This is a genomic window from Streptococcus sanguinis (assembly GCF_020729725.1).
GTDB lineage: Bacteria > Bacillota > Bacilli > Lactobacillales > Streptococcaceae > Streptococcus > Streptococcus sanguinis_V.
On sequence record NZ_JAJEPA010000005.1, the window covers coordinates 38,139 to 62,530 of the forward strand.

A 24,392-nucleotide genomic window follows, 5' to 3' on the forward strand; every position below is an offset into this window, starting at 1 on the left:
GGGAGTCTCATGTTTAAATCGAAAAAGTGGCTTTTTATTCTTTTTATTGTTATTGCCCTTCCGATTCTTATTATAAATCTACCATTTTTGACTAAGCCTCAATATAGTAACGATGGTAAGTTTATTCTTGAGCATCAAGATTCTATTAAAAAAAAGATAATTGAAAACTTGGATTTCGAAAAGAAACACATAAAATCTGTGACACTTTTGCCAGGTTCTGCTAGCGGAGAGTATGACAATGGCGGTGACGTGAGTGGGAATTATCATATCTATTTTTCAGCCTATGTCAATGATAATAAAGAACAATCATTAAGAGCGGAATTGTCTTTTCCAGATGCTGGCATTGCACCCTTTACTTTTATCCATCCTAACCCTTATAAAGACAAAAGTCAGGATATGAGTACCTGGTATATGGGCGAGATTGAAATATCGGAAGACTCTTCTTGGGATTGGAAGCGAGAGCAGGATGAGGCAAAGGAAGCCTTGTATAATTTTTCGAATGCTCTTGCTGATTCAGGAGAGAATATCGTGTATCGAGTTCAAAAAGAAAGGGCGACTCGTTTCTTTAATGAATGGCTGCAAGTACATCAGGAAAATTTCAAATCAGCGATTCAATCAGAACTGTATAGGGAACTTCCAGAACTCGAACAATCATTGGGAAAGATTCAAAGTATTCGTCTGAGTGAACATCAGTCCTATTTTCCATCTTCTTCTAGAGAACTTAGTTTCGATATATCCTTTGAAAAATATCCTGAAGAAGTTGCAACCATAAAAGGAGTGGTTCGTTCTCAGAGTGAACAATCTATCTTTCAAGATTCTTCAGCGTCCGCATCTATAAGTTTTGACAATGGACGTTTTGTCATTGATTCTGAGAATGATTCAAAGCTATATTCCATTTTTAGTAAGAGTAGACTAGGAAGCAGTGCAGGGGACATATCTTATTACCTCCCAGAGGATCATGGACATAGCATTTTAATTCCGTGAAAATCGAGCAAGCCATTGGCTTGCTGTTTTTCATTTATTGGCAGGAATGGTATAATAGTTGATAGTCGTGAGAAGTAGATTAGTGAATTTGGGAGAATATTGAAAAAAGAATAACAAAGAATAAATGATAGCGATATAATCTATCAACTTGGAAAAGAAAAGGAATAAAGATTTTAATTTTAGATGAAGAGGTATCCCATGAATGAAATCAAATGCCCCAACTGCGGGGAGGTTTTTACTGTTAATGAGAGCCAGTACAGTGAGCTTTTGTCGCAGGTTCGGACTGCAGAGTTTGACAAGGAAATTCATGCTCGGATTGAGCAGGAACTGGCTTTAGCAGAGCAAAAATCCCAGAATGCCCAACAAGCTCTGCTATCGCAGAAAGAGCAGGAAATTAGCAATCTTCAAAGTCAAATTGCTCAGTTTGAGACCCAGCAGGAGTTGGCTAAGAAAGAGGCAGAGCAAGCAGCTAGTCTTCAATTGCAGGAGAAGGAAAAAGAAGTTCAGCAATTGGAAAGTCAGCTGACAACTCTGCGCTTGGAGCATGAAAATCAACTGCAAAAGACCTTATCTGCGCTGGAAAAAGAGCGAGACGAGGTTAAGAATCAGCTAGTTTTGCAAGAAAAGGAAGCAGCGCTGGCTCAGACCTCGCTCAAAGAGCGCTATGAGGTAGAGCTGCGGCAGAAAGATGAGACAATAGAGTTCTACAAGGATTTTAAAGCCAAGCAGTCCACTAAGATGATTGGTGAGAGTTTGGAACAGCACTGCGAGTACGAGTTTAACAAGAACCGTATGGGGATGTTCCCACGAGCTGAGTTTGGCAAGGACAATGATGCCAGAACAGGCAGCAAGGGCGACTACATTTACCGTGAGGTGGATGAAAATGGTGTAGAAATCCTCTCCATCATGTTTGAGATGAAAAATGAAGGCGATGAGACAGCGACCAAGAAGAAAAACGAGCATTTCTTCAAAGAGTTGGATAAGGATCGGCGGGAGAAAGGCTGTGAGTATGCTATTCTTGTGACACTTCTGGAGGCTGACAGCGAGCTCTACAATTCGGGTATTGTCGATGTGTCCTATGCCTATGAGAAGATGTATGTTATCCGACCACAGTTCTTCCTCCCCATGATTACACTCTTGCGTAATGCTGCGCTCAACTCGCTTCAGTACAAGCAGGAACTGGCCTTGGTGCGGGAGCAGAACATTGATATTACGCATTTTGAGGAGGATTTGGATGCCTTTAAAGTAGCTTTTGCCAAGAACTATCAGTCTGCTTCGACCAACTTTGGCAAGGCCATCGAAGAGATTGACAAAGCTATCCGCCGGATGGAAGAAATTAAGAAATTCCTGACGACCTCTGAAAACCAGCTGCGTTTGGCTAATAACAAGCTGGACGACGTCTCTGTCAAAAAACTGACACGCAAAAATCCTACCATGAAAGCTAAGTTTGAAGCTTTGAAAGGAGACTAGGAGGATCCTATGCAGATACGAAAAGCAACCATGAAAGATGCTGAAGCCATACTGTCTCTATACGAAGACTTGGGCTATCCAACGACCGCTTCTAAGCTGGCTCGACGTTTAGAAACGATTCTTTCTCAGCCGCATTATGGCTGTCTTCTAGCTGAAAGAAACGGAGAAATTTTAGGTTTCTTGGGTTATGCAAAGCTCTTCTTTTTTGAAGCAGATGGATCTTACTATCGTATTTTGGCTTTGTCAGTTGCAAAAGAAGCAAGACGACAAGGAATTGCTAGTAGGCTAATTGATGAATTGAAAAAGCAAGCGGTAAAAGAAGGAGTTAAGGCACTGGCTCTAAATAGTGGATTAACTGCTGAACGAAATGCTGCACATCAGTTTTATCAGGCGGTTGGATTTGAAAAAGTGACTGCCGGCTTTGCTCTGCATTTAAAAAGTAAACATGAATAATCGTGGTAAAATAGTAAGGGAAACGAAGTAATGTCTTCAACAAAAGGGAAAACCTTATATTTTAATGATAAGAGCATGGATTATGTGACCTTTGGAAAAGGGAATAAGCCACTGCTCATCATTCCAGGTCTAGGAGATGGTTTGGCGACTGTTAAGGGAATGGCGCAAATGCTTGCCCTAGCTTATAGGGGCTTCGCAACAGCTTACCAGGTCTATGTTTTTAGCAGAATCAATGAGTTGCCAGAGAATTATACAACACAAGATATGGCGACTGATATAGCTGAAGCTATGAAGGTTTTAGGTCTGAAAACGGTAGCTGTCCTAGGAATTTCTCAAGGCGGTATGATTGCTCAGTGGTTGGCAGCAGATTTCCCGGAAAGAGTTGAAAAATTGATTTTGACAGTTACTACTGCGAAACTGAATAATCTTGGTAGGGAGCGGATTACTCGTTGGTTTGAGTTTAGTCAGACGGGAGCCTATAAGGAACTGATGTTGGATATTGCAAGTCACTCTTATACGCCAAAATCCTTTGGAAAGTTTAAATACCTTTATCGAATAATGGGAATCTTTGGTCGCATTAAAGATAAACAGCGGATTGCTATTCAGGCCATATCTTGCTTAAGACATGATAGTCTGGCAATTTTAGAAAAGATCAATTGTCCTACGCTAGTCATCGGAGCAGAAGAAGATGACGTTCTAGGTGTAGAAGCTTCGCTCGAATTGCGTCAACATATCAAAGATAGCCAGCTCACTATTTTGCTAGACTGTGGCCATGCACTCTATGAACAGCATAAGGATTTCCAAAAGAGAGTTTTAGTATTTTTAGAAAGTTAATCAATGAACGGAATTATCAACCTAAGAAAAGAAGCGGGCATGACCTCGCATGATGCGGTATTTAAGCTGCGCAAGATTTTAAAAACCAAGAAAATCGGTCATGGGGGCACCTTAGATCCAGATGTGGTAGGGGTGCTTCCCATTGCTGTGGGCAAGGCGACACGCTTGGTTGAGTTCATGCAGGAGGAAGGCAAGGTTTACGAGGGGGAGATTACTCTGGGTTGCTCAACAACGACAGAGGATGCCAGCGGTGACATCCTAGAGCGGACGCCGGTGACAGAGCTTCTAGAAGAAGCCCTTATCGATGAGGCGATGGAGTCCATGACTGGTGAGATTCGCCAGATTCCGCCCATGTACTCTGCAGTTAAGGTCAATGGCCGCAAGCTTTATGAGTATGCAAGAGCGGGTCAAGAAGTGGAGCGGCCAGAGCGGCAGGTGACCATCTATAGTTTCGAGCGCACCAGTCCGATTTCCTATGAAGGTGAACAAGCACGCTTTCGTTTTCGAGTCAAGTGCAGCAAGGGGACCTATGTCCGAACTCTGTCTGTTGATTTGGGAGCCAAGCTTGGCTTTGCCAGTCACATGTCCCAGCTGACACGGACTTCCTCAGCAGGTATGAGCTTAGATGATGCCCTAACCTTGGATGAAATAGCAGAGCGAGTAGCAGTAGATGATTTCTCCTTCCTCCAACCACTCGAATTAGGAATCGGAGATCTACTGAAAGTTGAGCTCTCAGACGAGCAGGTTGAGGATGTGAGAAACGGCCGTTTTATCAGCTTGATGTCAGAAGAAGCGGAGCTAGCTGGCTTTTATAAGGAGAAGTTAGTAGCCATTTTGGAAAAGCGGGAAGCCGCCTACAAGCCCCGCAAGGTCTTCCTTTAATATCCGCAGTAGAATTGTCAAAAGATTGTTACTCTTTTGTAATATGAAATGTGCGCTTGCATGTTATAATAATTTCATTAAACCTCACAAAAGGACAGCAACTGCACAACTGCTGTCCTTTTGTTTTGCTTTTTTTCGATTTTGACAAACGCCCTGACTAGAGCAGTCAAATCTTTTTGAATATTTTGCAGTTTAGCACGGAACGGATATTGTAAAAATAGCAAATGCGTAGTAAAATAGAGGAATGATGATAACCAAGAGAATTATAGATGAAAAAGGGATTGATCAGACAGAAGATACGGTCCTTGTTCTAGGCTATTTCGATGGGCTGCATAAGGGCCATCAGGCACTCTTTGAGAAAGCGAGAGAGATTGCTGCGGAGCAAGGTCTCAAGATTGCCGTGATGACCTTCCCAGAGTCTCCTAAACTGGCCTTTGTCCGCTATCAGCCTGAACTCATGCTGCATCTGGCTAGTCCTGAAGACCGGATGGCGCAGCTGGAAAGTCTGGGTGTTGACTATCTTTACCTGATTGATTTTACTAGCCATTTTGCGGGCAATACAGCTCGGGACTTTTTTGAGAAGTATGTATCTCGTCTGCGTGCCAAAGCCGTGGTAGCTGGCTTTGACTATCATTTTGGCTCAGACCGCAAAGAGTCACATGAGCTGAGAGATTATTTTAATGGCAAGATTGTTATCGTTCCCTCGGTTAATCTGGATAATCGGAAGATTTCTTCCACTCGGATTCGAGAGACGATTGCTGCCGGAGATATGCTAAAAACTCAAGAATTACTAGGCTATCCTCTATCTACGCGTGGCATTGTGGTTCATGGCAATGCCAGAGGACGGACGATTGGCTATCCAACAGCCAATCTAGCTCCTTTGGATCGAGTCCATCTCCCAGGAGATGGCGTCTATGTCGCGGATGTTGAGCACAATGGTCAGCGCTATCGTGGTATGGCTAGTGTTGGGAAAAATGTAACTTTTGACGGTGATGAACTCCGTTTTGAGGTCAATATCTTTGATTTTTCTCAGGATATCTATGGCGATACCATTCGGATTTTCTGGCTGGATAAGATTCGCGAGATGGTTAAGTTTGAAGGTATTGACAGTTTGGTTGCTCAGCTGCAGAGTGATGAACGAATCGCTAGAAGTTGGACTGGTTATCGAAATAGTTGAAAAATTTATATTTTCATGACATTCGGCAGTAATTTTCAAAAAAATATAGTCAAGCCAAATAAAATTTAGTATAATAGAGGTAGTTATTATACAGAATTAGAAGAGAAACGCATGATTACATTATTTTTATCGCCGAGTTGTACTTCTTGCCGTAAGGCGCGTGCTTGGCTGCTAAATCATGAAGTGCCCTTTCAGGAACATAATATCATGACGAGCCCTCTGTCAGCTCCCGAATTGCAACACATTCTTTCTTTGACAGAGAACGGTACAGACGACATTATTTCAACTCGCTCAAAAATTTTTCAGAAATTAGATTTGGATGTGGAGGATTTGTCCATTTCAACCTTGATTCAGTTGATTGAGGAAAATCCCAGTCTTTTGCGACGCCCAATTATTTTAGACGGCAAACGGATGCAAATCGGCTTTAACGAGGATGAAATTCGTGCTTTCCTGCCTCGTAGTTATCGTAAGGAAGAGTTAAGATCCGCAACCATGCGGGCAGATATTCAGTAAAGATGAACAAAAATTATAGTTACCCACTAGATTTATCGTGGAGCACTGAAGAGCTTGCTTCGGTGCTCTCTTTTTTTAATGATGTAGAAGCAGCTTATGAGCAGAAAGTCCAAGCGGAAAAGCTCTTGAAGTCCTATGCGGCTTTCAAGCAAGTTGTTCCTAGCAAGGGCCAAGAGAAGCGAATCGGCCGTGAGTTTGAAAATGTCAGCGGTTATTCGCTTTATCGTGCTGTTCAAGAGGCAAAAAGTAAAGGTAAAGGAAGCATTTCTCTTGGAAAATAAATTTCATTTTGCTAAAGAAATCATCTACCAAGCTGGTGCTTTTTTGAGGGAACATCTCTATGATGATTTGGATGTGAGTCAAAAGACCAGTGCCACTGACTTGGTCACCCAGATGGACCGGAAGGTTCAGGATGATTTGGTGGCTAAGATTCTAGCCCGCTATCCACAAGATGCTATTTTAGCGGAGGAAAATGGACTCCGACATAATATTGCTGATGGCAATGTCTGGGTGATTGATCCGATTGACGGAACCACCAACTTTATCACTCAGAAGGCTGATTTTGCAGTCATGATTGCCTATTTTGAAAAGGGCATTGGTCGTTTTGGCTTGATTTATGATGTGACTAGAGACCAGCTCTATCATGGTGGCGGAGACTTTGACGTCTATTGTAATGATCGGAAACTTCCTGCTTTTGAGGACCGGCTCTTTCAAGATTTTCTCATGGCTTCCAATGCCGGTATGCTGCAAGCCAATGATTGGGGCTTGGCAGACTTGGCTCGGGAGTGTTTAGGGGTTCGGGTCTATGGCAGTGCAGGTATTAGCTTCAGCAAGGTGTTGTCTGGTGGGCTCTTGGCTTATTTTTCCTACAACTGGCCTTGGGATTATGCGGCGGCTTCGATAATGGCGGAGAAGCTAGGCTTTATCGTTCAGACCTTGGATGGCAGTCAGCTAAATTTTCAGACTCGGCAGCCTGTCATGATGGCGCCTAAGTGCAAACTATCAGATCTGAAGCCTTATTTAGAAAAGGGGAAGCAGTAGATGGACTTTCCTAAAGGTTTTAAAGAAAAATATGAGCAGATTTTAGGCGCTGAAGCGGCGGATTTTTTTGCGACCTTTGATGATGAGCCGATTTCGGCCTTTCGTAGTAATCCTTTAAAAGAAGGCCAGCAGAATTTCTCAGATGCCATTCCTCAGACAGACTGGGGCTTTTATGGCAAGGTGTCTGGCAAGTCTGCTGAGCATGTGACTGGTCTGGTTTATTCGCAGGAGCCAGCAGCTCAGATGGTGGCTCAGATAGCAGCACCATCTAAGGGTATGAAGGTCCTAGATTTGGCGGCGGCTCCAGGTGGCAAGTCCACCCATCTTTTATCTTTTTTAGATAATACTGGCTTACTGGTTTCCAATGAAATCAATAGTAAACGCTCTAAAATCTTAGTGGAGAACATTGAGCGCTTTGGTGCCAGAAATGTTCTTGTTACCAATGAATCAGCTGAGCGGTTGGCTCAGGTTTTCAGCGGATATTTTGACTTGATTGTTTTAGATGCACCTTGCTCAGGCGAGGGTATGTTTCGTAAGCAGCCAGATGCTACCCAGTATTGGACGCTGGATTACCCAGCCCAATGCGCCCAGCTCCAGCGAGAAATTTTAACAGCTGCTATGAGCATGCTTGCCAAGGACGGTCGTCTGGTTTATTCGACCTGTACTTGGGCTCCTGAAGAAAATGAAGACATCGTTGCTTGGTTACTGGAAGAATTTCCACTTGAACTGATTGATATTTCTAAGATAAACGGGATGACTGAAGGAATTGGCTTTCCTGAGACAGCTCGTATGTATCCGCATCGCTTCAAAGGTGAAGGTCAGTTTGCAGCTCACTTTCGCTTTACTGGTGAGAATAGCTGCAAGAAGATTAAATCAAGTAAGAATCGTTTGACGAGCGAGCAAAGAAAACTCTGGCAGGACTTTGAGAGCAAGCATTTAAAAACAATCTTGACTGGAGATCTGCAGACCTTTGGGGACAATCTTTATTTGTTGCCTTCTGGCCTGCCAGACCTGTCCAAGCTAAAGATTGCTCGTAACGGTTTGCATCTAGGAACGTTTAAGAAGAATCGCTTTGAGCCTAGCTTTGCCCTAGGCTTGGCTATGAAGCCCAGCGAAGTTCTGAATCGAGTTGAAATCAGTAATCAGGACTTCAAGAAATATGCGGCAGGTGAGACGATTGAACTGGCAGAGCCGAAGCTAAACGGCTGGTACGAACTAGTCCTTGGCGGGAACGGTCTGGGCTTTGCAAAAGTCACTGGAAAAACCCTGAAAAATTATTTCCCAAAAGGCCTGAGATTTAGATAAAAAATTAGGAAAAGCTGGTATTATATGATATAGTTGAAGATGTGAATGTATTGGAAAAAAGCTTCTTTCTGCTAAGTAAGAAGTACTAAAGATACTTCCCATCCTCTTGATTTTATTAAAGGAGAAATCTTTTGAACAAATTGAAAAAATTTGCTTTAGCGCTGACGGCTCTGGGCTTAGGACTCACCTTATCGGCTTGCTCATCTTGGATTGACCGTGGTGAATCTATGACAGCAGTAGGGTCAACTGCTTTGCAGCCTTTAGTTGAAGCGGCAGCTGATGACTTTGGCTCTAACAACATCGGTAAAACAGTCAATGTACAAGGGGGGGGATCTGGTACAGGTCTATCTCAAGTGCAGTCAGGAGCTGTTGAAATCGGGAACTCGGATGTTTTTGCTGAAGAGAAGGAAGGGATCAAAGCGTCTGACTTGGTGGACCATAAGGTCGCTGTGGCCGGCATTGCTGTGATTGTCAATAAAGAAGTTGACGTGGATAATCTAACGTCCGAGCAGCTGCAGAAAATTTTCACTGGTGAAATCACCAACTGGAAAGAGTTGGGCGGTAAGGACTTGGAGATTTCGATTATCAATCGTGCGGCTAGCTCTGGTTCCCGTGCAACCTTTGACAGTGTCATCATGGATGGAAAATCAGCTGTGCAGAGTCAGGAACAGGATTCCAACGGTATGGTCAAAAATATCGTTTCGCAAACTCCCGGCGCGATTTCTTATCTAGCCTTTGCCTATGTTGATGAGTCTGTAAAAAACTTGAAACTCAATAACTATGAGCCAACAGCAGAAAATGTTGCTACCAATAATTGGTCGCTCTGGTCTTATGAGCATATGTATACACTAGGCAAGCCGACTGGTTTGGCTGCTGAGTTCCTAGACTATATGCTGTCAGATGATGTTCAAAAAGGTGTAGTTACCAGCATGGGCTATATCTCAATCAACGATATGAAAGTCAGCAAGGATGCTGATGGGAATGTCACAGCAATAGAAGGAGATTCAAAATGAAAAATGAGGAATTAACCAAAAAGTTGTTATCGCCTTCTAAGAATTCTCGCTTGGAGAAGTTTGGCCGCTATCTGACTTTTGCCTGTCTGTCACTGATTGTGGTGATTGTGGCTATGATTCTAATCTTCGTTGCTCAGAAAGGTCTATCTACTTTCTTTGTCAACGGCGTTAATGTTTTTGATTTTCTTTTTGGTGGTGTCTGGAATCCTTCTGGTAAAGAATTCGGTGCCCTGCCAATGATTTTAGGCTCCTTTATCGTTACCATTCTGTCAGCCCTGATAGCAACTCCCTTTGCGATTGGTGCTGCTGTCTTTATGACAGAAGTTTCTCCAAAAGGAGCAAAGATACTGCAACCAGCGATTGAACTTTTAGTTGGTATTCCGTCTGTTGTTTATGGATTTATCGGTCTGCAAATCGTGGTTCCTTTTGTCCGTACAGTCTTTGGCGGTACTGGTTTTGGAATTTTGTCTGGTATTTTTGTGCTCTTTGTTATGATTTTACCGACAGTAACCTTTATGACGACGGACAGTCTACGTGCTGTGCCACGTCACTACCGTGAAGCAAGTCTGGCTATGGGCGCAACGCGCTGGCAGACTATTTGGCGGGTGACACTCAAGGCTGCTCGCTCAGGTATTTTTACAGCGGTGGTCTTTGGAATGGCGCGTGCCTTTGGTGAAGCTCTAGCTATCCAGATGGTCGTTGGGAACTCTGCGGTGATTCCAACCTCTCTGACAACACCAGCAGCTACACTGACCTCTGTCCTGACTATGGGAATCGGAAATACCGTTATGGGAACAGTGGATAATAACGTTCTCTGGTCTCTGGCTCTGGTGCTCTTGATGATGAGCTTGGCCTTTAACAGTGTGATTAAACTAATTACAAAAGAAAGAGGTAAGAAAAACTATGCACGCTAAGAAATTAGATAAATTGGCGACTGGTGTTCTCTACACAATAGCGAGTATCATTGTTGCCATCCTTGCCTCTCTCATCCTCTATATCTTAGTTAGAGGTTTGCCGCATGTTTCCTGGTCTTTCTTGACAGGGAAATCCTCTTCTTACCAAGCTGGCGGTGGTATTGGGATTCAGCTATACAATTCCTTCTTCCTGCTGGTGATTACTCTGATTATCTCTGTTCCTCTTTCTATGGGGGCTGGGGTTTATCTGTCAGAGTATGCTAAGAAAGGCCCAGTAACCAACTTTGTCCGCACCTGTATTGAAATTCTGTCTTCACTGCCTTCGGTAGTAGTTGGACTCTTTGGTTATTTGATCTTTGTTGTCCAGTTTGAGTATGGTTTCTCAATCATTTCTGGTGCCTTGGCCCTGACGGTCTTTAATCTGCCACAGATGACTCGCAATGTCGAAGACAGTCTGCGCCATGTCCATCATACCCAGCGTGAAGCTGGTTTGGCCTTGGGAATTTCCCGATGGGAAACGGTCCTGCATGTGGTCATCCCAGAAGCTTTGCCTAGTATTGTGACAGGGATTGTACTAGCTTCCGGTCGTATCTTTGGTGAGGCAGCAGCCTTGATTTATACAGCAGGTCAGTCAGCGCCGGCTCTTGACTGGTCCAACTGGAATATTTTCAGCGTCACTAGTCCTATCTCTATCTTCCGTCAGGCTGAGACCTTGGCTGTCCATATCTGGAAGGTCAACAGTGAGGGAACAATTCCTGATGGAACGGCTGTTTCTGCAGGTTCAGCGGCGGTTCTCCTGATCTTCATTTTGATTTTCAATCTGGGAGCCCGCAAACTAGGTAGCTATCTGCATAAGAAATTAACCTCTGCTTAAAGGAGAAGAAATGACAGAATATAATTGGAATGAAAAACATATCATTACTTTTCCTGAAGAAAAGGTAGCCCTGTCGACCAAGGATTTGCATGTTTACTATGGTAAAAAGGAATCCATCAAGGGCATTGATATGCAGTTTGAAAAAAATAAAATCACTGCTTTGATTGGCCCGTCAGGATCGGGTAAATCAACCTATCTTCGCAGCCTCAATCGCATGAACGATACCATTGATATTGCCAATGTGACTGGAGAGATCCTCTATGAGGGGATTGATGTCAATCGCCCTGAAATCAATGTTTATGAAATGCGCAAGCATATCGGTATGGTTTTCCAGAGACCAAATCCTTTTGCCAAGTCCATCTATCGAAATATTACCTTTGCTCATGAACGGGCTGGTGTCAGAGATAGAAAGGTTTTGGATGAGATTGTAGAGACTTCGCTCAAACAAGCAGCTCTTTGGGATCAGGTCAAAGATGACTTGCACAAGTCGGCCCTGACTCTCTCTGGCGGTCAGCAGCAGCGGCTCTGCATTGCCCGTGCTATCTCGGTCAAGCCAAACATTCTGCTCATGGATGAGCCAGCGTCAGCCTTGGATCCGATTGCGACAATGCAGCTGGAAGAAACCATGTTCGAACTTAAGAATAACTATACCATTATCATTGTGACCCACAATATGCAGCAGGCTGCCCGTGCTAGTGACTACACTGGATTCTTCTATCTGGGCGACTTGATTGAGTACGATAAGACGGCTAATATTTTCCAAAATGCCAAGCTTCAGTCCACTAATGACTATGTTTCAGGTCACTTTGGTTAAGCTGCCGTCCGTATTCATCACGATTCAACAAGCTTAGTCTTTGGTTGAATGTAAAATAAAATGAAGGAAAAACGTATGACAGAACCTATTTTGCAAGTCAAGGACTTGTCGGTTTATTATAATAAAAAGAAAGCCCTTAATAGCGTTTCACTTGATTTCATGCCAAATGAGATTACGGCTTTGATTGGACCGTCAGGATCAGGTAAGTCAACCTTGCTCAAGGCTATCAATCGAATGGGCGACCTGAATCCAGAAGTAACGACTACAGGAACGGTCATTTATAACAGTCACAATATCTATGGTCCGAGGACAGATACGGTAGAGCTTCGCAAGGAAATCGGCATGGTTTTCCAGCAGCCCAATCCTTTCCCTATGACCATCTATGAAAATGTGGTCTATGGACTTCGGATTAATGGTGTCAAGGACAAGGCAGTTTTGGACGAAGCAGTAGAGCGCTCCCTTATTGGTGCTTCTATCTGGGACGAGGTCAAGGACCGTCTGCATGATTCCGCTATCGGTCTTTCCGGTGGTCAGCAGCAACGGGTTTGTGTGGCTCGCGTGCTAGCTACTAGTCCTAAGATTATTCTCTTGGACGAGCCGACATCAGCCTTGGATCCAATCTCAGCTGGGAAAATCGAGGAAACTCTATACAGTTTGAAAGACAAATATACCATGCTTTTGGTCACTCGCTCCATGCAGCAGGCGTCTCGGATTTCTGAAAAAACAGGCTTCTTCCTTGGTGGAGACTTGATTGAATTTAATGAAACCAAGAAGATGTTCCTCAATCCAGCCCATAAAGAGACCGAAGATTACATTACTGGTAAATTCGGATAACAGAAAGGAATCTTATGCTTAGAGTACAATTTGAAGAAGATTTAGAAAAACTTCATAATCAATTCTACGCGATGGGAAACGAAGTCCTATCGCAGATTAACCGAACGGTTCGTGCCTTTGTCACACATGACCGTGAACTGGCTCGTCAGGTCATTGAAGACGATGCTGAAGTCAATGACTACGAGGTCAAACTGGAGAAAAAATCTCTGGAAATCATCGCCTTACAACAGCCTGTTTCTCAGGACTTGCGGACTGTTATCACCGTGCTGAAAGCCAGCAGTGACTTGGAACGCATGGGTGACCACGCCGTATCGATCGCCAAAGCCACTGTTCGGATGAAGGGAGAAGTCCGCATCGAGTCCGTAGAGGATGCTATCAGCAAGATGGGGCGCGATGTTAAGAATTTCGTCGAAGAAACTCTGAACGTCTACCTCAATGGAAATGTAGACCAAGCTTATGCCGTAGCAGCTCTAGATGAGAAAATCAATCAATACTTTGATGATATTCGCGATCTAGCTACTGAGGAAATCAAACAAAATCCAGAGCTGATTGTGACTGGCCGCGACTACTTCCAAGTTATCTCTTACTTGGAACGAATCGGCGATTATGCCAAGAATATCTGTGAATGGGTTGTTTACTTTGAAACAGGTAAAATTATTGAGTTGTAATGAACAAAAGATACGATTTGTTTCGTGTCTTTTTTGTATAATCTCAAGTATGGTTAGCATTCTGTTTTGTGTTTTAACTTACAACTAACTATGTTATACTACGAGAGTAGAGTTAAAGTTTATATATTTTTATATGAGTACATAATGGAGAATGTTTATGAAGAAAAAGATCATTTTCACTTTGGCAGTTCTGGTACTTCTCATTCCAGGTGGAATCTTTGGTGTGAGAAAGTGGATTGAACACCAAAACTCACCCTATAATGTTTGTGATGTTTTAGACGATAAAGGAGTAAAACTTTACAAACGCGGATTTCGTTTGTTAGAAGAACAACTAGCAACTTACATTAAAGAGCACTATTCCGGAGTCACTAAAATAGAATTTTCACCTATACTAGTTCGAGGAGGTGACGGACGATATATGTTTCATGCCAATATTGTTCCTATAGTTTATGATGAATATGGAGATAAGGCGTATTTAGGTAAAAAAATTGGAAATCAAACATTTGCTCATTATGATGATTTTAGTAGTATTAGACTCGATTTTAATGGCTGGGATGAAGAAATCATTGAAATAAGAGTTGGTAGTGAATTTATTGATATATCTGATAGTAAATGTTTACCTGAAAATGCAAAACTTAATTCTGTTAAAGAAATTGATGAAAATATTGAAGCGCTTGTCAATGCTGGTCACCTAAAAGATGTGGTAAAAGGTGAAAAAGGTAGTCAAAAAGCGGAAATTCTCTATAATACAGAAATTAGGAAAGGAGACCATTTGGAATGGCATTGAAGGAGTCAAGGTGATAGTATTAAATCCTTTCAACAAAATATACTTTTCTTAAAATTAAGGTAGAAATATCTTTAAATTACTAATTATGATATAATGTATGTAAGTAATTTGTTTGTTTGCAATTTGATTAATAAAATGGAGGAGACTGATGAAGAAAAAATTTTTTGCAATCGGAATAGCTCTAATAGTTTTAATTTCAGGAGGAGTATATTGTATGACAAAGTGGATTGAACACAAAAACTCTCCATATAATGTTAGTGATGTTTTAGACGATAAAGGAGTAAAACTTTACAAACGAGGATTTCGTTTGTTGGAAGAACAACTGGCAACTTACATTAAAGAGCATTACTCTGGTGTCAGTAAAATTGAGTTTTCGCCAATTTTTGTTCAAGGTGGGGATGGGCAGAGCATGTTTCGTGCAAATATTGTTCCTGTGATTTATGATTTACAAGGCAATAAAGCCTACTTGGGAAAAAAAATTGGTGAGAAATCCTACAGTCATTATGGTAGTTTTTGGGATGTTAGGCTTGATTTTAATGGCTGGGATGAAGAAATCATAGAATTAAAGGTTGGTGACGATTTTATTGATATTTCCGAGAGTAAAAAATTACCTGTGGAAGCCAAATTATCAACTAAACCAAAAATTGATGAGAATATAGAAGCTTTTGTTCAAGAACATCAGCTCGTAGATGTTAAAAAAAGCGAGAACGGTAGTCCTGATGCAGAAGTTGTCTATAATACAGAAATTAGGAAAGGAGACTTTTTAGAATGGCCTTAACAGACGAGAGCATACAGGAATTACAAGTTGAAGTTCTTAATATAATAAAAGAAGAAAAAAATGGGAATGAGTTCTCACTTGATGAGAGCGGAAAGAAATATAAACTGATTAACGAAGTCAACGAAACCACCCAAGCTATTGCTGTTGCGCCTCTTGATAAGGAAGGGAATCCAGATTTCAGTCAAACTACTATTGTTGTTGCTGGTACTCAATCACCTAATAACGAAAATAATAACCATGTTACAGAATCAGTATTCAATGCGGTAATAGCAAGAAATCAATTAACAGAACAGACAAAGGACGTTCGAGAATTTTATAATCAATCATTAGCTAGTGCTAAAAAAATGGCTGGAACAGGACAGGAAGTTGATATTAGTAATATGTCGGGATTCAGTCAAGCTGGACCAGCAGTTGCTAAAGTAGCTGCGGAAATGAAAGTCCAGAAGATTACAAATTTCATGGACTGGGGTGCGTGGAATTCGTTGACAAAAAATACAGCCGATTATAGAGGTATTAGTGATGAAGAATTAGCATATATTAATAAACACTTACATTCATACAGTGATCAAGGGAAAGATTTAACAAGTTGGGATGGTCATGGAGGAATCATTCCGTATGGAAAAGTATATACTGTAGAGGGAAAAAATCATAATGCTGGATTACCAAAGATTAAAGGTAATAGGCTAGATTTTGAGTGGTATGAAAAAAATGGTCTTTTCTGCACTGCTATGACCGAAAAGCAAGTCAGAAAGATTGCAAAACATAAAGCAAAAATGTATGAAATAAATGTAGCAACCGCAAATTTTGGATTAGACTATGCCAAAAAGAATCCTGAAAATTATGTTCTTGAGTATTTAAGGGACTACGGAGACTTCGCTCCTGAGCCTTCTAAGCATGATTTAATCGCCATAAATAGGAAATACATTGATGAATTGCATGCTTCTTTAAGAATTAGTTCTGGCGAAATAACAATTAGTTTAAGAGAGGAACTCGTTCGCACAAGCGCTCAAACCGCTCAGCTTCAAGCTGAGGTCTACGAGCAAGAGATTAAAGATAAGTTAGCAAGTGCAAAATCGAAAGTTGAAGCACACATCTCAGAACTGAGCAATGCAGCCTATACTCTAGCCCATAATCTTTCAGCTGATGAGGTAGAGGGCTTATTATCTGAGTTGAGCATGTCAACTGCTTGGAATGATGGAAAAGAAGCAACTACCCTTGCCTCAGCAAACTCTTATATGACTACAATGACTGGTATTGCAGGGAATTTAAACAAAGCTGCAGATAGGATAGTAGAAATCGATCAACAAGGTGCCCAGATTTTTGAGAAAAGCTAGGAGGTAGAGTATGATTGAACCAAATACAGAAGATCGAGTTGAAGCCGAACGTATAAAAAAAGAATATTTAAAGATTCAGGAACGTATTGCCATTCGAGGTTTGATTTCAGCTAAAAGAGCTGTCCTTCTTGAAGAAAGTCAAGCTTTGCAAACTTGGTTGGATAGTCAAGCTGAGGCTATGAAAACTTTTGCATCCACTCAAGTACCTGCCGACTTATCCGGGGCCTTTACCGGTGGAGCAGCAGATTCCATCAAGGAGGTACTAGGTGCTGTTCCTAAGCCTAGTTTGACCAGCCCTATCTTATAGGAGGCTTTATGGATATTCAGAAAAAGATCAATCGTCTTGATGATGATCACATAGCTTTTCGAAAGAAAGTCAGCGAGTATGAATGGGATTATCAGGACATGAGACGAGAAGCTAAAAATGTTTCAGAGCAAATGAGCGAATGGATATTATCTTGTTGTCGCAATAGTCCTGATACCGTCCCCTCGTATGAATTAAGTCAAATAGAGGAAAACAGGGAAATTTTTGAGAGAAAAATTCAGCGTTATGAAGAACGGCTAAACAAAACTTATCACGAAGAAAATCGAATCTATAATAAAAAATTAGAGGAACTTGAGAAAGAAAAGAAGAACTCTTGACCTTTCTTCCATTTTATAAAACACATGGACAGGTTTTCCTGTCTTTTTGTTTGCATTTATTCTGCACTGAAATCCTTTAAATATGATACAATAATAACAGATTATAAGTGGACAAGAATGGCAGAGTAATCTTGCTACGTTGTTCGCTAGATGAGGAGAAGCTGATGCAAGCAGTTAAACATTTTATTGAAACTTTTGTTCCTGAGCACTATGATCTCTTTTTGGATTTGAATCGTGCCGACAAGACTTTTTCAGGCAAGGTGACCATTACTGGGGAAGCTAAGACAAGTAAGATTTCCCTGCATCAAAAAGATTTGACAGTTGAAGCTGTAGAGGTGGCTGGCCAAGCTCGTCCTTTCACTCTTGATAAGGACAATGAAGCTCTTTATATTGAGCTGGAAGCAGCTGGGCATGTAGTGGTGACAATAACTTATACTGGTAAGATTACGGACAATATGACAGGGATTTACCCATCTTACTACACGGTAGATGGTGTGAAAAAAGAGATTATTTCTACGCAGTTTGAGAGCCATTTTGCCCGCGAAGCCTTTCCGAGTGTAGATGAGCCAGAAGCTAAGGCAACTTTTGATTTGGATTTGAAATTTGACCAAGCAGAGGGTGAGTTGGCTCTGTCTAATATGCCGGAAATTGATGTTGAAAACCGCAAAGCGACTGGCGTTTGGAAGTTTGAAACGACTCCACGTATGTCTTCCTATCTCTTGGCTTTTGCTGCAGGGGATATGCAAGGAATTACTGCTAAAACCAAGAATGGAACCTTGGTAGGAGTTTATGCGACCAAGGCCCACCCAGAGAGCAATCTAGAGTTTGCTTTGGACATTGCGGTTCGCTGTATTGAATTTTACGAAGAATATTATGGAGTCAAGTATCCTATTACTCAATCCCTTCATGTGGCTCTGCCAGACTTTTCTGCTGGGGCTATGGAAAATTGGGGCTTGGTGACCTATCGGGAAATCTATTTGTTGGTGGATGAAAATTCAACAGCTCTAAGCCGTCAGACAGTTGCCTTGGTTGTTGCACACGAACTAGCTCACCAATGGTTCGGAAATCTAGTGACCATGAAGTGGTGGGACGACCTTTGGCTCAATGAAAGCTTTGCCAATATGATGGAGTATGTTTCAGTTGATGCAATTGAGCCTAGCTGGAAGATTTTTGAAGATTTCCAGACCAGCGGAGCTCCCTATGCCCTCAAGCGTGACGCGACAGATGGCGTCCAGTCGGTCCATGTAGAGGTCAAGCACCCAGATGAAATCAATACTCTTTTTGATGGAGCGATTGTTTATGCTAAGGGTAGCCGTCTCATGCACATGCTGCGTCGTTGGCTGGGAGATGATGCTTTTCGTAAGGGGCTAGGCGCCTACTTTGAGAAGCACCAATATGGCAATACTATCGGTCGTGATCTTTGGGACGCTCTTTCTCAAGCTTCTGGCCGTGATGTAGCAGCCTTTATGGATGCTTGGCTGGAGCAGCCGGGGTATCCAGTTGTCACTGCTAAGGTCGAAAATGACTGCTTGATTTTGACCCAGAAGCAGTTCTTCATTGGAGAGCACGAAGACAAAGGTCGTCTATGGCCAGTGCCTCTTAACAGTAACTGGCAAGGACTTCCTGATACTCTGACGACAGAAAGACTGGAAATTCCTAATTATGTAGCCTTAGCAGCGCAAAATGAAGGAGCCCTGCGTCTCAATACAGAAAACACTGCTCACTATATTACAGATTATCAGGGTGAGTTGCTGGATGCTCTTCTGAATAATCTCAGCTCTTTGGACAATATCAGTAAACTGCAAATCGTGCAGGAGCGCCGACTTCTGGCAGAGTCAGGTAAGATTTCTTATGCGGACCTGCTGCCAGTTATCAGCAAGCTGGCGAACGAAACTTCTTATATGGTAGTTTCAGCTGTTTCCCAAGTACTGGAAGGATTGAACCGCTTTGTGGATGAGGGCAGTCAGACAGAAGAAGATTACAAAGCCTTGCTGAAAGTTCTCAGTCAAAGCAATTTCGACCGTCTTGGTTTTGAAAAACAGGAAGGCGAAAGTGATGAGGATGAGATGGTTCGTCAGCTGATTGTGGGCAATATGATTAAGGCTGACGATGAAACGGCTAAAGCTCAAGCTAGTCAGATTTTTGACCGCTATCGTGATAATTTGGAAAAACTCCCTGCCGCTATTCGTTTGCAGGTATTGGTCAACCAAATCAAGCATCATGAAAGCAAGGAACTGACTAAGCTTTATCTGGACCTATATGTCGCTTCAAATGACGGAAGCTTCAAAAATGCCCTTTCTACAGCCCTTTCCTATACGAAGAACAAGGAAACCTTGGATGAACTTTTAGGGACTTGGAAGGATAAATTTACTGTAAAACCGCAGGATTTGTCAGCTTGGTATGGTCGTTTCCTCAGCCGGGATTTTACTCAAGAAGCAGTATGGACTTGGGCGCGTGAGAATTGGGACTGGATCAAGGCTGCATTAGGTGGCGACATGAGCTTTGATAGCTTTGTCATTAGCCCGGCAATGGTCTTCAAGACAGAAAAGAGATTAGCAGAATACAAAGCCTTCTTTGAACCACAGTTGGACGATATGGCGATTAGCCGAAACATCAGCATGGGAATCAAGGAAATCGCTGCGCGTGTTGAACTGGTGAAGCGCGAGAAAGAAGCAGTGGAAAAAGCAATTCGAGCTGCTATCTGATAGTTATAATTGAATTGACAAGAAAGTCTGAGATATTATCTTATCTCAGACTTTTTCTTTATCATTTTGAGTATTTAAACATTGCTTATATGCCTTTGCTTTGATAAAATAGAAAAGTATGTAAAATAAACAGGCAACTGTTTAAAGGAGAAATGGAGTTTATAATGGAAAAGAAAATAGTCTATGGCTTCCGCAAGAGCCCCCTTTCTAAGGGCTTGTGCGGAGCTGTTTTGGGTGCGGCTTTGATGGTAGCGGCCGGATCAGTTCAAGCAGAGGAGAAGGTATCTTCAGCAGCAGACCAGTCTGCCCTTTCTGAAGCAGCTCTTTCGCCAACCGAAGCACCCCAGCCAACTGCTGCCCCTGCTCAGTCAGAGCCAGTAGGGCAAGACAAGCTCCCTTTGGAGGTTTCCCATTCGGAAATGGATCAGGCTTTGGCTGAGGCCGAGAAAGCAGGAATTCAGATAAAGCAGGAGCCGACTGTTGATTTAGGAACAGCTAGAAATCCAGAAGAAGCTGCGAGTAAACGGGAGACAGCGCTAGCGGATTATGCGACTCAAATCAAGGAAATACGTGAAAACACAGCAGCTTATCAAGAGCAGTTGAAGACCTATGAGAAAGAGCTCAGTCAGAAAGAGTCTGCCAATCAAGCCCTGAAAGACCAATATGACAAGGCTCTGGCTTCCTATGAACAAGAGTCCAGTCGCATTCAGGCTGAAAATACTCAGCTAGAGGCAGACTATGAGCAGAAACGGACGGCTTATCAGGCAGAATTGAGCCGTATAGTAAAAATCAATCAAGAGAAAGAAGCCTCCTATCAAGCAGCTTTAGCAGCTTATCAAGAGGAGCGTTCACGGATTTTACAGGAAAATGCTCAAGCGAAAGCTGCCTACCAAACTGCTATGGAGAGCTATGCTACAGAGCTGAAAGTTACTCGGGAGAAGAATGCTGAAGCAAAGCGTCGCTATGAAGAAAGGCTTGCTCAGGTCTCAGCTCAAAATAAAGCTGCCCAAGCTGAAAATGCAGCCATTGCAGAACGAAATCAGGCAGCTGAAAAGGCCTATCAGGAAGCAGTCAAGCAGTATGAAGCTGAAGTTTCCCGACTGGCTCAGGTTAAGGCAGAAAAAGAAGCTGTTTATCAAGCAGCCATGGCTGATTATGAGAAAGAATTGGCTAGGATTCAGAAAGAAAATGCTGAGCTAGAGCAGCAGTATCAGTCAGAATTGGCGACTTACCAACAGGAAGTAGAACGCATTCAAAGAGCCAATCAAGCAGCTAAACAATCTTATGAGATAGCCTTGGCTAAAATCCAAGAGCAGAACAAAGAGATTGAGGCCCAAAATCTAGCTGTTCAGAAGAAAAATATAGCCTTAAAGGAGCAGTATCAGGCTGATTTAGCTGCTTATCAAGAGCGATTGGCTGAGATTCGTCAAAAAAATCAAGCGGCAGAGAAAGACTATGAGAGCAAATTAGCTGCTTATCAAAAGAATCGCTCTCAAATCAAGGCGGCCAATGATGCCAAAGCGAGAGATCATCAAGCAGCTTTGACTGCCTATCAATCTGAACTTGAACGTGTTCAATCTGAAAATAAGAAGCGGCAAACAGCCTATGAGACAGAAAAAGCAGAAATAACAGCCCGTAATGTTGCCATTCAAGCTGAAAACGCCCAGATTCGTCAGCAAAATCAGGAAAAACAAGAGCTTTATAAAAATCAATTAGCTCAATATGAGCAGGATGTGGCTCGAATCACCGAGAGCAATCAGAAAAGTCGAGAAGCATATGAGAAAGCCTTACTTACCTATCAGGAGGCGACTGCTCGGATTGAGACAGAAAACAAGAATAAATTAGCTGCTGATCAGGCAGCCTTAGCGACCTACCAAGCAAATCTTGCAAGGATTGAAGCAGAAAATCAAAGACTAAAAGAAGACTATGAGGCAAACCTTGCTTCTATTTCAGCACAGAACGCAGTGATTGAGCAGGAAAATGCAAGCATTAAAGGAAAAAATGCCCGCTTGAAAGCTGACTATGATAAGCTCTTAGAAGAATATAAGAAGGCAAAAGCTGCCTATGATACAGTCAAAACTAAGTATGATGCAGCTCTTGTAACTTTTGAGAGAGAGTTGCAGGAAGCTGAAGCTAAGAAAAATGAAGAAGGCTATCTCAGTAAGGTTGAAAGCCAGCCTTTTGTTTTCAAATCTGAGCCCCAGGCTGTCTTGACGCTTGATCCCTCTATTAGAACCTATACCAATAATGAGCTGAGTGATGAGGTTCGTTCTTGGGGAATGGATCAACAAGGAATAACTGCTTTGACCAGTGTTTTAAAAGGGAAAGAGCATCAGACTAAAGTCATTTTACAAAAAGATGTTCCTCTGGTAGCTACTTATACCAATATAAAAAATTCCAGTATTCAAGGCAAGAAAATCGCTAAAGTTGTCTACACTTATACTCTGAAAGAATCAACAAAGAGTCAGGATAAGCTTCCAGTTTTCTTAGTTAAGGATCCGACCTTGACTGTCTGGACCTTAGATTTTTATGGCCATTCTCGGGTCAATGTCCAAGCGGAGTTTTTCGATGAGGCTGGAGAAAGGCTTGATATGACAGGCTCGCTTGTCAGCTTCTCATCTTTAAATACGAACAAAGTTGCAATTGAGTACATTAAGAATTTTAATGGTGAATATATTCCTATTACAGGCTCTGCCATTAATGTTCACCCAGATACTAGTGTTCACGCTGATATTTCTATTAACTTTGAGCGGGAAGGCTCTCGCTTTGAATATAACAAGTGGGACTCGCCGAACAGTCCCTATAACTGGTATGGCGCTATCGTAGGTAAGGCACGGGGAGATGTCATTTCCTTTGATATTGGTTCACGAAATCGGGGTTCTGCTTGGTTTGTATTTAACTCTGATATTAAAGCCAAAGGTGTTCCAATGAAGCCTGTTGCTCCGACAGAAGTTGCTCAACCTCAGGAACCGGCTTATGAGGAAGTCAAGGCCTTGCAGCCTCTTCCGAGTCAGCCAGTCTATCAACCTTTGCCAGAAGAGCCAGTTCAGCCGACCTATCAAGAACTTCCTAAACAGCCGACAGAAACTCAGCCTCTTCCTCTTCCAAATCGGCCTGAGGAGCCAGCAGTTCTACCGGAAAGAGATTCGGAAAGTCTGCCGCAAGAGCCAACTTATCTGCCTGAGCCGCTTCAACCTCAAAAGCCAGTTTATCAGGAAGTGCCAGAAGAACCTAGCTCCCCTTCTCTATTGACAGAGCCGACTGCAGTTGAAGAGCCGACCTATGAGAAGGAGCAGCCCTTGCTGAGCGTTCCGCAAGCACCGGCCGAAGATCCACTGCCACAGGCACCTCAACGACCATCTTATTTTAAGGAACCAGAAAAACCTCAAAAAGCTCCTGAAGCAAGCACGGGAGAAGGACCGAAACCGCCTGCTTATGAAGATGAAATTGCTTTACAAGACCTTCCACTGGAACCAAGTTATATGCAGAAACCTCAGCTCCCTCAAGAACCAGTTCTTCAGCCTGAGCCTCAGGTACCTGTCAGAGAAAGTGACCTGCCTTTGCCTGAGAAGCCTGAAAAGCCGACCTATCAAGATCTTCCTCAAAAACCGGCTAAACCTAGCTATCAAGCTTTGCCAAGCCGTCCGCAAGCGCCGACTCAAACTTATCACTTTAACCAGCTCTTTATCCAGTTAAAAGTCAGAGAAGAGGTGGAGAATGAGTCCAAGAAGAATATTCATCAACAAGAGGTTAGCCATGGAAGTTTTGCTGTCCTTAATCTGGTAACGGATGCTTTGCCTGCTTATCGCTTGCCAATTCACTCTTTCGTATTGGAAGATCGTCTGCCAGAAGGTTTTGAATTGGATCTAGAAGCGACTAGAGCGAAAAGTCCTGGTTATGAAGTTTCTTATGACCCGAGCACCAGAGTCTTGACTTTTGTTGCTGCACTAGGTCTGCTTGAAGGCTACAATGCTGACTTGAATACTGCGACCGAGACGCTAGCTCCAGCAGCAGTCGGTCGACTCTTGTATCCAGGCAGAACTTATACCAATCATTTCAGCTTGCTGATTAATAATCAATACCGGATAGAGTCCAATCAGGTTAGTGTTTCAACACCTCCTGCAGAAATTACTATTCAAACAGCACAGAAATTTGAGCCTCTGTCAAACCAGATTTGGCAGCATCAAAGTTCTGCAAATAAGCAAGCAAGTAACTTGCAGCTATCTGTCAGCTACCAAACCAGTCAAGGTCAACTGCCTAAAACTGGTAGCAATGCGAGCTCTCTTCTCACCTATCTTGGCTTTGCGACCTTGCTAGCTTCATCCAGCTTCCGTCTTTCTAAGAAAGAGTCATAAAACGATAAGCAGCTC

Annotated in this window: 23 protein-coding genes; all 23 read left to right on the forward strand. The window is 42.6% G+C overall.

Annotated elements, in window-relative coordinates:
• Positions 1 to 9: 9 nt before the first annotated feature.
• On the forward strand, positions 10 to 984 hold the full coding sequence (locus K4I03_RS00200) for a hypothetical protein (RefSeq protein ID WP_125351709.1): 975 nt from the start codon (positions 10 to 12) through the stop codon (positions 982 to 984).
• A 198-nt stretch (positions 985 to 1,182) separates the two neighbouring features.
• A complete protein-coding gene (locus K4I03_RS00205) occupies positions 1,183 to 2,454 on the forward strand; it encodes a DUF2130 domain-containing protein (RefSeq protein WP_227963307.1) in 1,272 nt (423 codons plus the stop codon).
• Positions 2,455 to 2,463: 9 nt separating this feature from the next.
• Positions 2,464 to 2,907, forward strand: a complete 444-nt coding sequence (locus K4I03_RS00210) for a GNAT family N-acetyltransferase (protein ID WP_227963308.1) — start codon at positions 2,464 to 2,466, stop codon at positions 2,905 to 2,907.
• A 30-nt stretch (positions 2,908 to 2,937) separates the two neighbouring features.
• The gene (locus tag K4I03_RS00215; protein ID WP_227963309.1) at positions 2,938 to 3,741 is read left to right on the forward strand and encodes an alpha/beta fold hydrolase; all 804 of its coding nucleotides are present in this window, start codon (positions 2,938 to 2,940) and stop codon (positions 3,739 to 3,741) included.
• A 3-nt stretch (positions 3,742 to 3,744) separates the two neighbouring features.
• Entirely contained in the window at positions 3,745 to 4,623 is an 879-nt protein-coding gene (truB, locus tag K4I03_RS00220; protein ID WP_227963310.1) for a tRNA pseudouridine(55) synthase TruB, read from the forward strand.
• A gap of 247 nt (positions 4,624 to 4,870) precedes the next feature.
• Complete coding sequence (locus K4I03_RS00225) at positions 4,871 to 5,800, forward strand: bifunctional riboflavin kinase/FAD synthetase (protein ID WP_295345683.1); 930 nt, start codon at positions 4,871 to 4,873, stop codon at positions 5,798 to 5,800.
• 111 nt (positions 5,801 to 5,911) lie between these two features.
• Positions 5,912 to 6,313, forward strand: a complete 402-nt coding sequence (locus K4I03_RS00230; RefSeq protein ID WP_002906786.1) for a Spx/MgsR family RNA polymerase-binding regulatory protein — start codon at positions 5,912 to 5,914, stop codon at positions 6,311 to 6,313.
• A gap of 2 nt (positions 6,314 to 6,315) precedes the next feature.
• A complete protein-coding gene (locus tag K4I03_RS00235; protein WP_002897770.1) occupies positions 6,316 to 6,594 on the forward strand; it encodes a UPF0223 family protein in 279 nt (92 codons plus the stop codon).
• Positions 6,584 to 7,354 (forward strand): inositol monophosphatase family protein, encoded by a 771-nt coding sequence (locus K4I03_RS00240; protein WP_227963311.1) that lies wholly within the window; start codon positions 6,584 to 6,586, stop codon positions 7,352 to 7,354. The genes K4I03_RS00235 and K4I03_RS00240 overlap by 11 nt, the downstream gene beginning before the upstream one ends.
• Complete coding sequence (locus K4I03_RS00245; protein ID WP_227963312.1) at positions 7,355 to 8,659, forward strand: RsmF rRNA methyltransferase first C-terminal domain-containing protein; 1,305 nt, start codon at positions 7,355 to 7,357, stop codon at positions 8,657 to 8,659.
• A gap of 131 nt (positions 8,660 to 8,790) precedes the next feature.
• Positions 8,791 to 9,672 carry a phosphate ABC transporter substrate-binding protein PstS family protein gene (locus tag K4I03_RS00250; protein WP_227963313.1) on the forward strand — a complete coding sequence of 294 codons (882 nt, stop codon included), beginning with the start codon at positions 8,791 to 8,793 and terminating at the stop codon, positions 9,670 to 9,672.
• On the forward strand, positions 9,669 to 10,586 hold the full coding sequence (gene pstC / locus K4I03_RS00255; protein WP_002895771.1) for a phosphate ABC transporter permease subunit PstC: 918 nt from the start codon (positions 9,669 to 9,671) through the stop codon (positions 10,584 to 10,586). Before K4I03_RS00250 ends, pstC begins: the two co-directional genes overlap by 4 nt.
• A complete protein-coding gene (pstA, locus tag K4I03_RS00260) occupies positions 10,576 to 11,460 on the forward strand; it encodes a phosphate ABC transporter permease PstA (protein ID WP_002895770.1) in 885 nt (294 codons plus the stop codon). The genes pstC and pstA overlap by 11 nt, the downstream gene beginning before the upstream one ends.
• Before the next feature lie 10 nt (positions 11,461 to 11,470).
• Positions 11,471 to 12,274, forward strand: coding sequence for a phosphate ABC transporter ATP-binding protein PstB (gene pstB / locus K4I03_RS00265; protein WP_002895769.1), 804 nt, complete (start codon positions 11,471 to 11,473; stop codon positions 12,272 to 12,274).
• A gap of 75 nt (positions 12,275 to 12,349) precedes the next feature.
• Entirely contained in the window at positions 12,350 to 13,108 is a 759-nt protein-coding gene (gene pstB, locus K4I03_RS00270) for a phosphate ABC transporter ATP-binding protein PstB (protein ID WP_009660526.1), read from the forward strand.
• Positions 13,109 to 13,122: 14 nt separating this feature from the next.
• Entirely contained in the window at positions 13,123 to 13,776 is a 654-nt protein-coding gene (gene phoU / locus K4I03_RS00275) for a phosphate signaling complex protein PhoU (protein ID WP_002919209.1), read from the forward strand.
• Between the two features lie 157 nt (positions 13,777 to 13,933).
• Entirely contained in the window at positions 13,934 to 14,563 is a 630-nt protein-coding gene (locus K4I03_RS00280; RefSeq protein WP_227963314.1) for a hypothetical protein, read from the forward strand.
• Positions 14,564 to 14,711: 148 nt separating this feature from the next.
• Complete coding sequence (locus K4I03_RS00285) at positions 14,712 to 15,341, forward strand: hypothetical protein (protein WP_223336741.1); 630 nt, start codon at positions 14,712 to 14,714, stop codon at positions 15,339 to 15,341.
• Positions 15,332 to 16,675, forward strand: a complete 1,344-nt coding sequence (locus tag K4I03_RS00290; protein ID WP_227963315.1) for a hypothetical protein — start codon at positions 15,332 to 15,334, stop codon at positions 16,673 to 16,675. Before K4I03_RS00285 ends, K4I03_RS00290 begins: the two co-directional genes overlap by 10 nt.
• Before the next feature lie 10 nt (positions 16,676 to 16,685).
• Positions 16,686 to 16,982 carry a hypothetical protein gene (locus K4I03_RS00295; RefSeq protein WP_002919196.1) on the forward strand — a complete coding sequence of 99 codons (297 nt, stop codon included), beginning with the start codon at positions 16,686 to 16,688 and terminating at the stop codon, positions 16,980 to 16,982.
• Positions 16,983 to 16,990: 8 nt separating this feature from the next.
• Positions 16,991 to 17,317: a hypothetical protein gene (locus K4I03_RS00300; protein WP_227963316.1), complete on the forward strand. Its 327-nt coding sequence runs from the start codon at positions 16,991 to 16,993 to the stop codon at positions 17,315 to 17,317.
• A 164-nt stretch (positions 17,318 to 17,481) separates the two neighbouring features.
• Complete coding sequence (locus K4I03_RS00305) at positions 17,482 to 20,022, forward strand: M1 family metallopeptidase (protein WP_227963317.1); 2,541 nt, start codon at positions 17,482 to 17,484, stop codon at positions 20,020 to 20,022.
• Between the two features lie 152 nt (positions 20,023 to 20,174).
• A complete protein-coding gene (locus tag K4I03_RS00310) occupies positions 20,175 to 24,377 on the forward strand; it encodes an LPXTG cell wall anchor domain-containing protein (protein WP_227963318.1) in 4,203 nt (1,400 codons plus the stop codon).
• The last annotated feature ends 15 nt before the right edge of the window (positions 24,378 to 24,392 follow it).

Coding starts and splice junctions, on each gene's coding strand:
- K4I03_RS00200 (WP_125351709.1), top strand. CDS start 10: ATGTTTAAATCGAAAAAGTGGCTTTTTATTCTTTTTATTGTTATTGCC.
- K4I03_RS00280 (WP_227963314.1), top strand. CDS start 13,934: ATGAAGAAAAAGATCATTTTCACTTTGGCAGTTCTGGTACTTCTCATT.
- K4I03_RS00215 (WP_227963309.1), top strand. CDS start 2,938: ATGTCTTCAACAAAAGGGAAAACCTTATATTTTAATGATAAGAGCATG.
- K4I03_RS00300 (WP_227963316.1), top strand. CDS start 16,991: ATGGATATTCAGAAAAAGATCAATCGTCTTGATGATGATCACATAGCT.
- K4I03_RS00295 (WP_002919196.1), top strand. CDS start 16,686: ATGATTGAACCAAATACAGAAGATCGAGTTGAAGCCGAACGTATAAAA.
- K4I03_RS00285 (WP_223336741.1), top strand. CDS start 14,712: ATGAAGAAAAAATTTTTTGCAATCGGAATAGCTCTAATAGTTTTAATT.
- pstA (WP_002895770.1), top strand. CDS start 10,576: ATGCACGCTAAGAAATTAGATAAATTGGCGACTGGTGTTCTCTACACA.
- phoU (WP_002919209.1), top strand. CDS start 13,123: ATGCTTAGAGTACAATTTGAAGAAGATTTAGAAAAACTTCATAATCAA.
- pstC (WP_002895771.1), top strand. CDS start 9,669: ATGAAAAATGAGGAATTAACCAAAAAGTTGTTATCGCCTTCTAAGAAT.
- K4I03_RS00230 (WP_002906786.1), top strand. CDS start 5,912: ATGATTACATTATTTTTATCGCCGAGTTGTACTTCTTGCCGTAAGGCG.
- K4I03_RS00235 (WP_002897770.1), top strand. CDS start 6,316: ATGAACAAAAATTATAGTTACCCACTAGATTTATCGTGGAGCACTGAA.
- K4I03_RS00305 (WP_227963317.1), top strand. CDS start 17,482: ATGCAAGCAGTTAAACATTTTATTGAAACTTTTGTTCCTGAGCACTAT.
- K4I03_RS00205 (WP_227963307.1), top strand. CDS start 1,183: ATGAATGAAATCAAATGCCCCAACTGCGGGGAGGTTTTTACTGTTAAT.
- K4I03_RS00245 (WP_227963312.1), top strand. CDS start 7,355: ATGGACTTTCCTAAAGGTTTTAAAGAAAAATATGAGCAGATTTTAGGC.
- pstB (WP_002895769.1), top strand. CDS start 11,471: ATGACAGAATATAATTGGAATGAAAAACATATCATTACTTTTCCTGAA.
- K4I03_RS00225 (WP_295345683.1), top strand. CDS start 4,871: ATGATAACCAAGAGAATTATAGATGAAAAAGGGATTGATCAGACAGAA.
- K4I03_RS00310 (WP_227963318.1), top strand. CDS start 20,175: ATGGAGTTTATAATGGAAAAGAAAATAGTCTATGGCTTCCGCAAGAGC.
- truB (WP_227963310.1), top strand. CDS start 3,745: ATGAACGGAATTATCAACCTAAGAAAAGAAGCGGGCATGACCTCGCAT.
- pstB (WP_009660526.1), top strand. CDS start 12,350: ATGACAGAACCTATTTTGCAAGTCAAGGACTTGTCGGTTTATTATAAT.
- K4I03_RS00290 (WP_227963315.1), top strand. CDS start 15,332: ATGGCCTTAACAGACGAGAGCATACAGGAATTACAAGTTGAAGTTCTT.
- K4I03_RS00210 (WP_227963308.1), top strand. CDS start 2,464: ATGCAGATACGAAAAGCAACCATGAAAGATGCTGAAGCCATACTGTCT.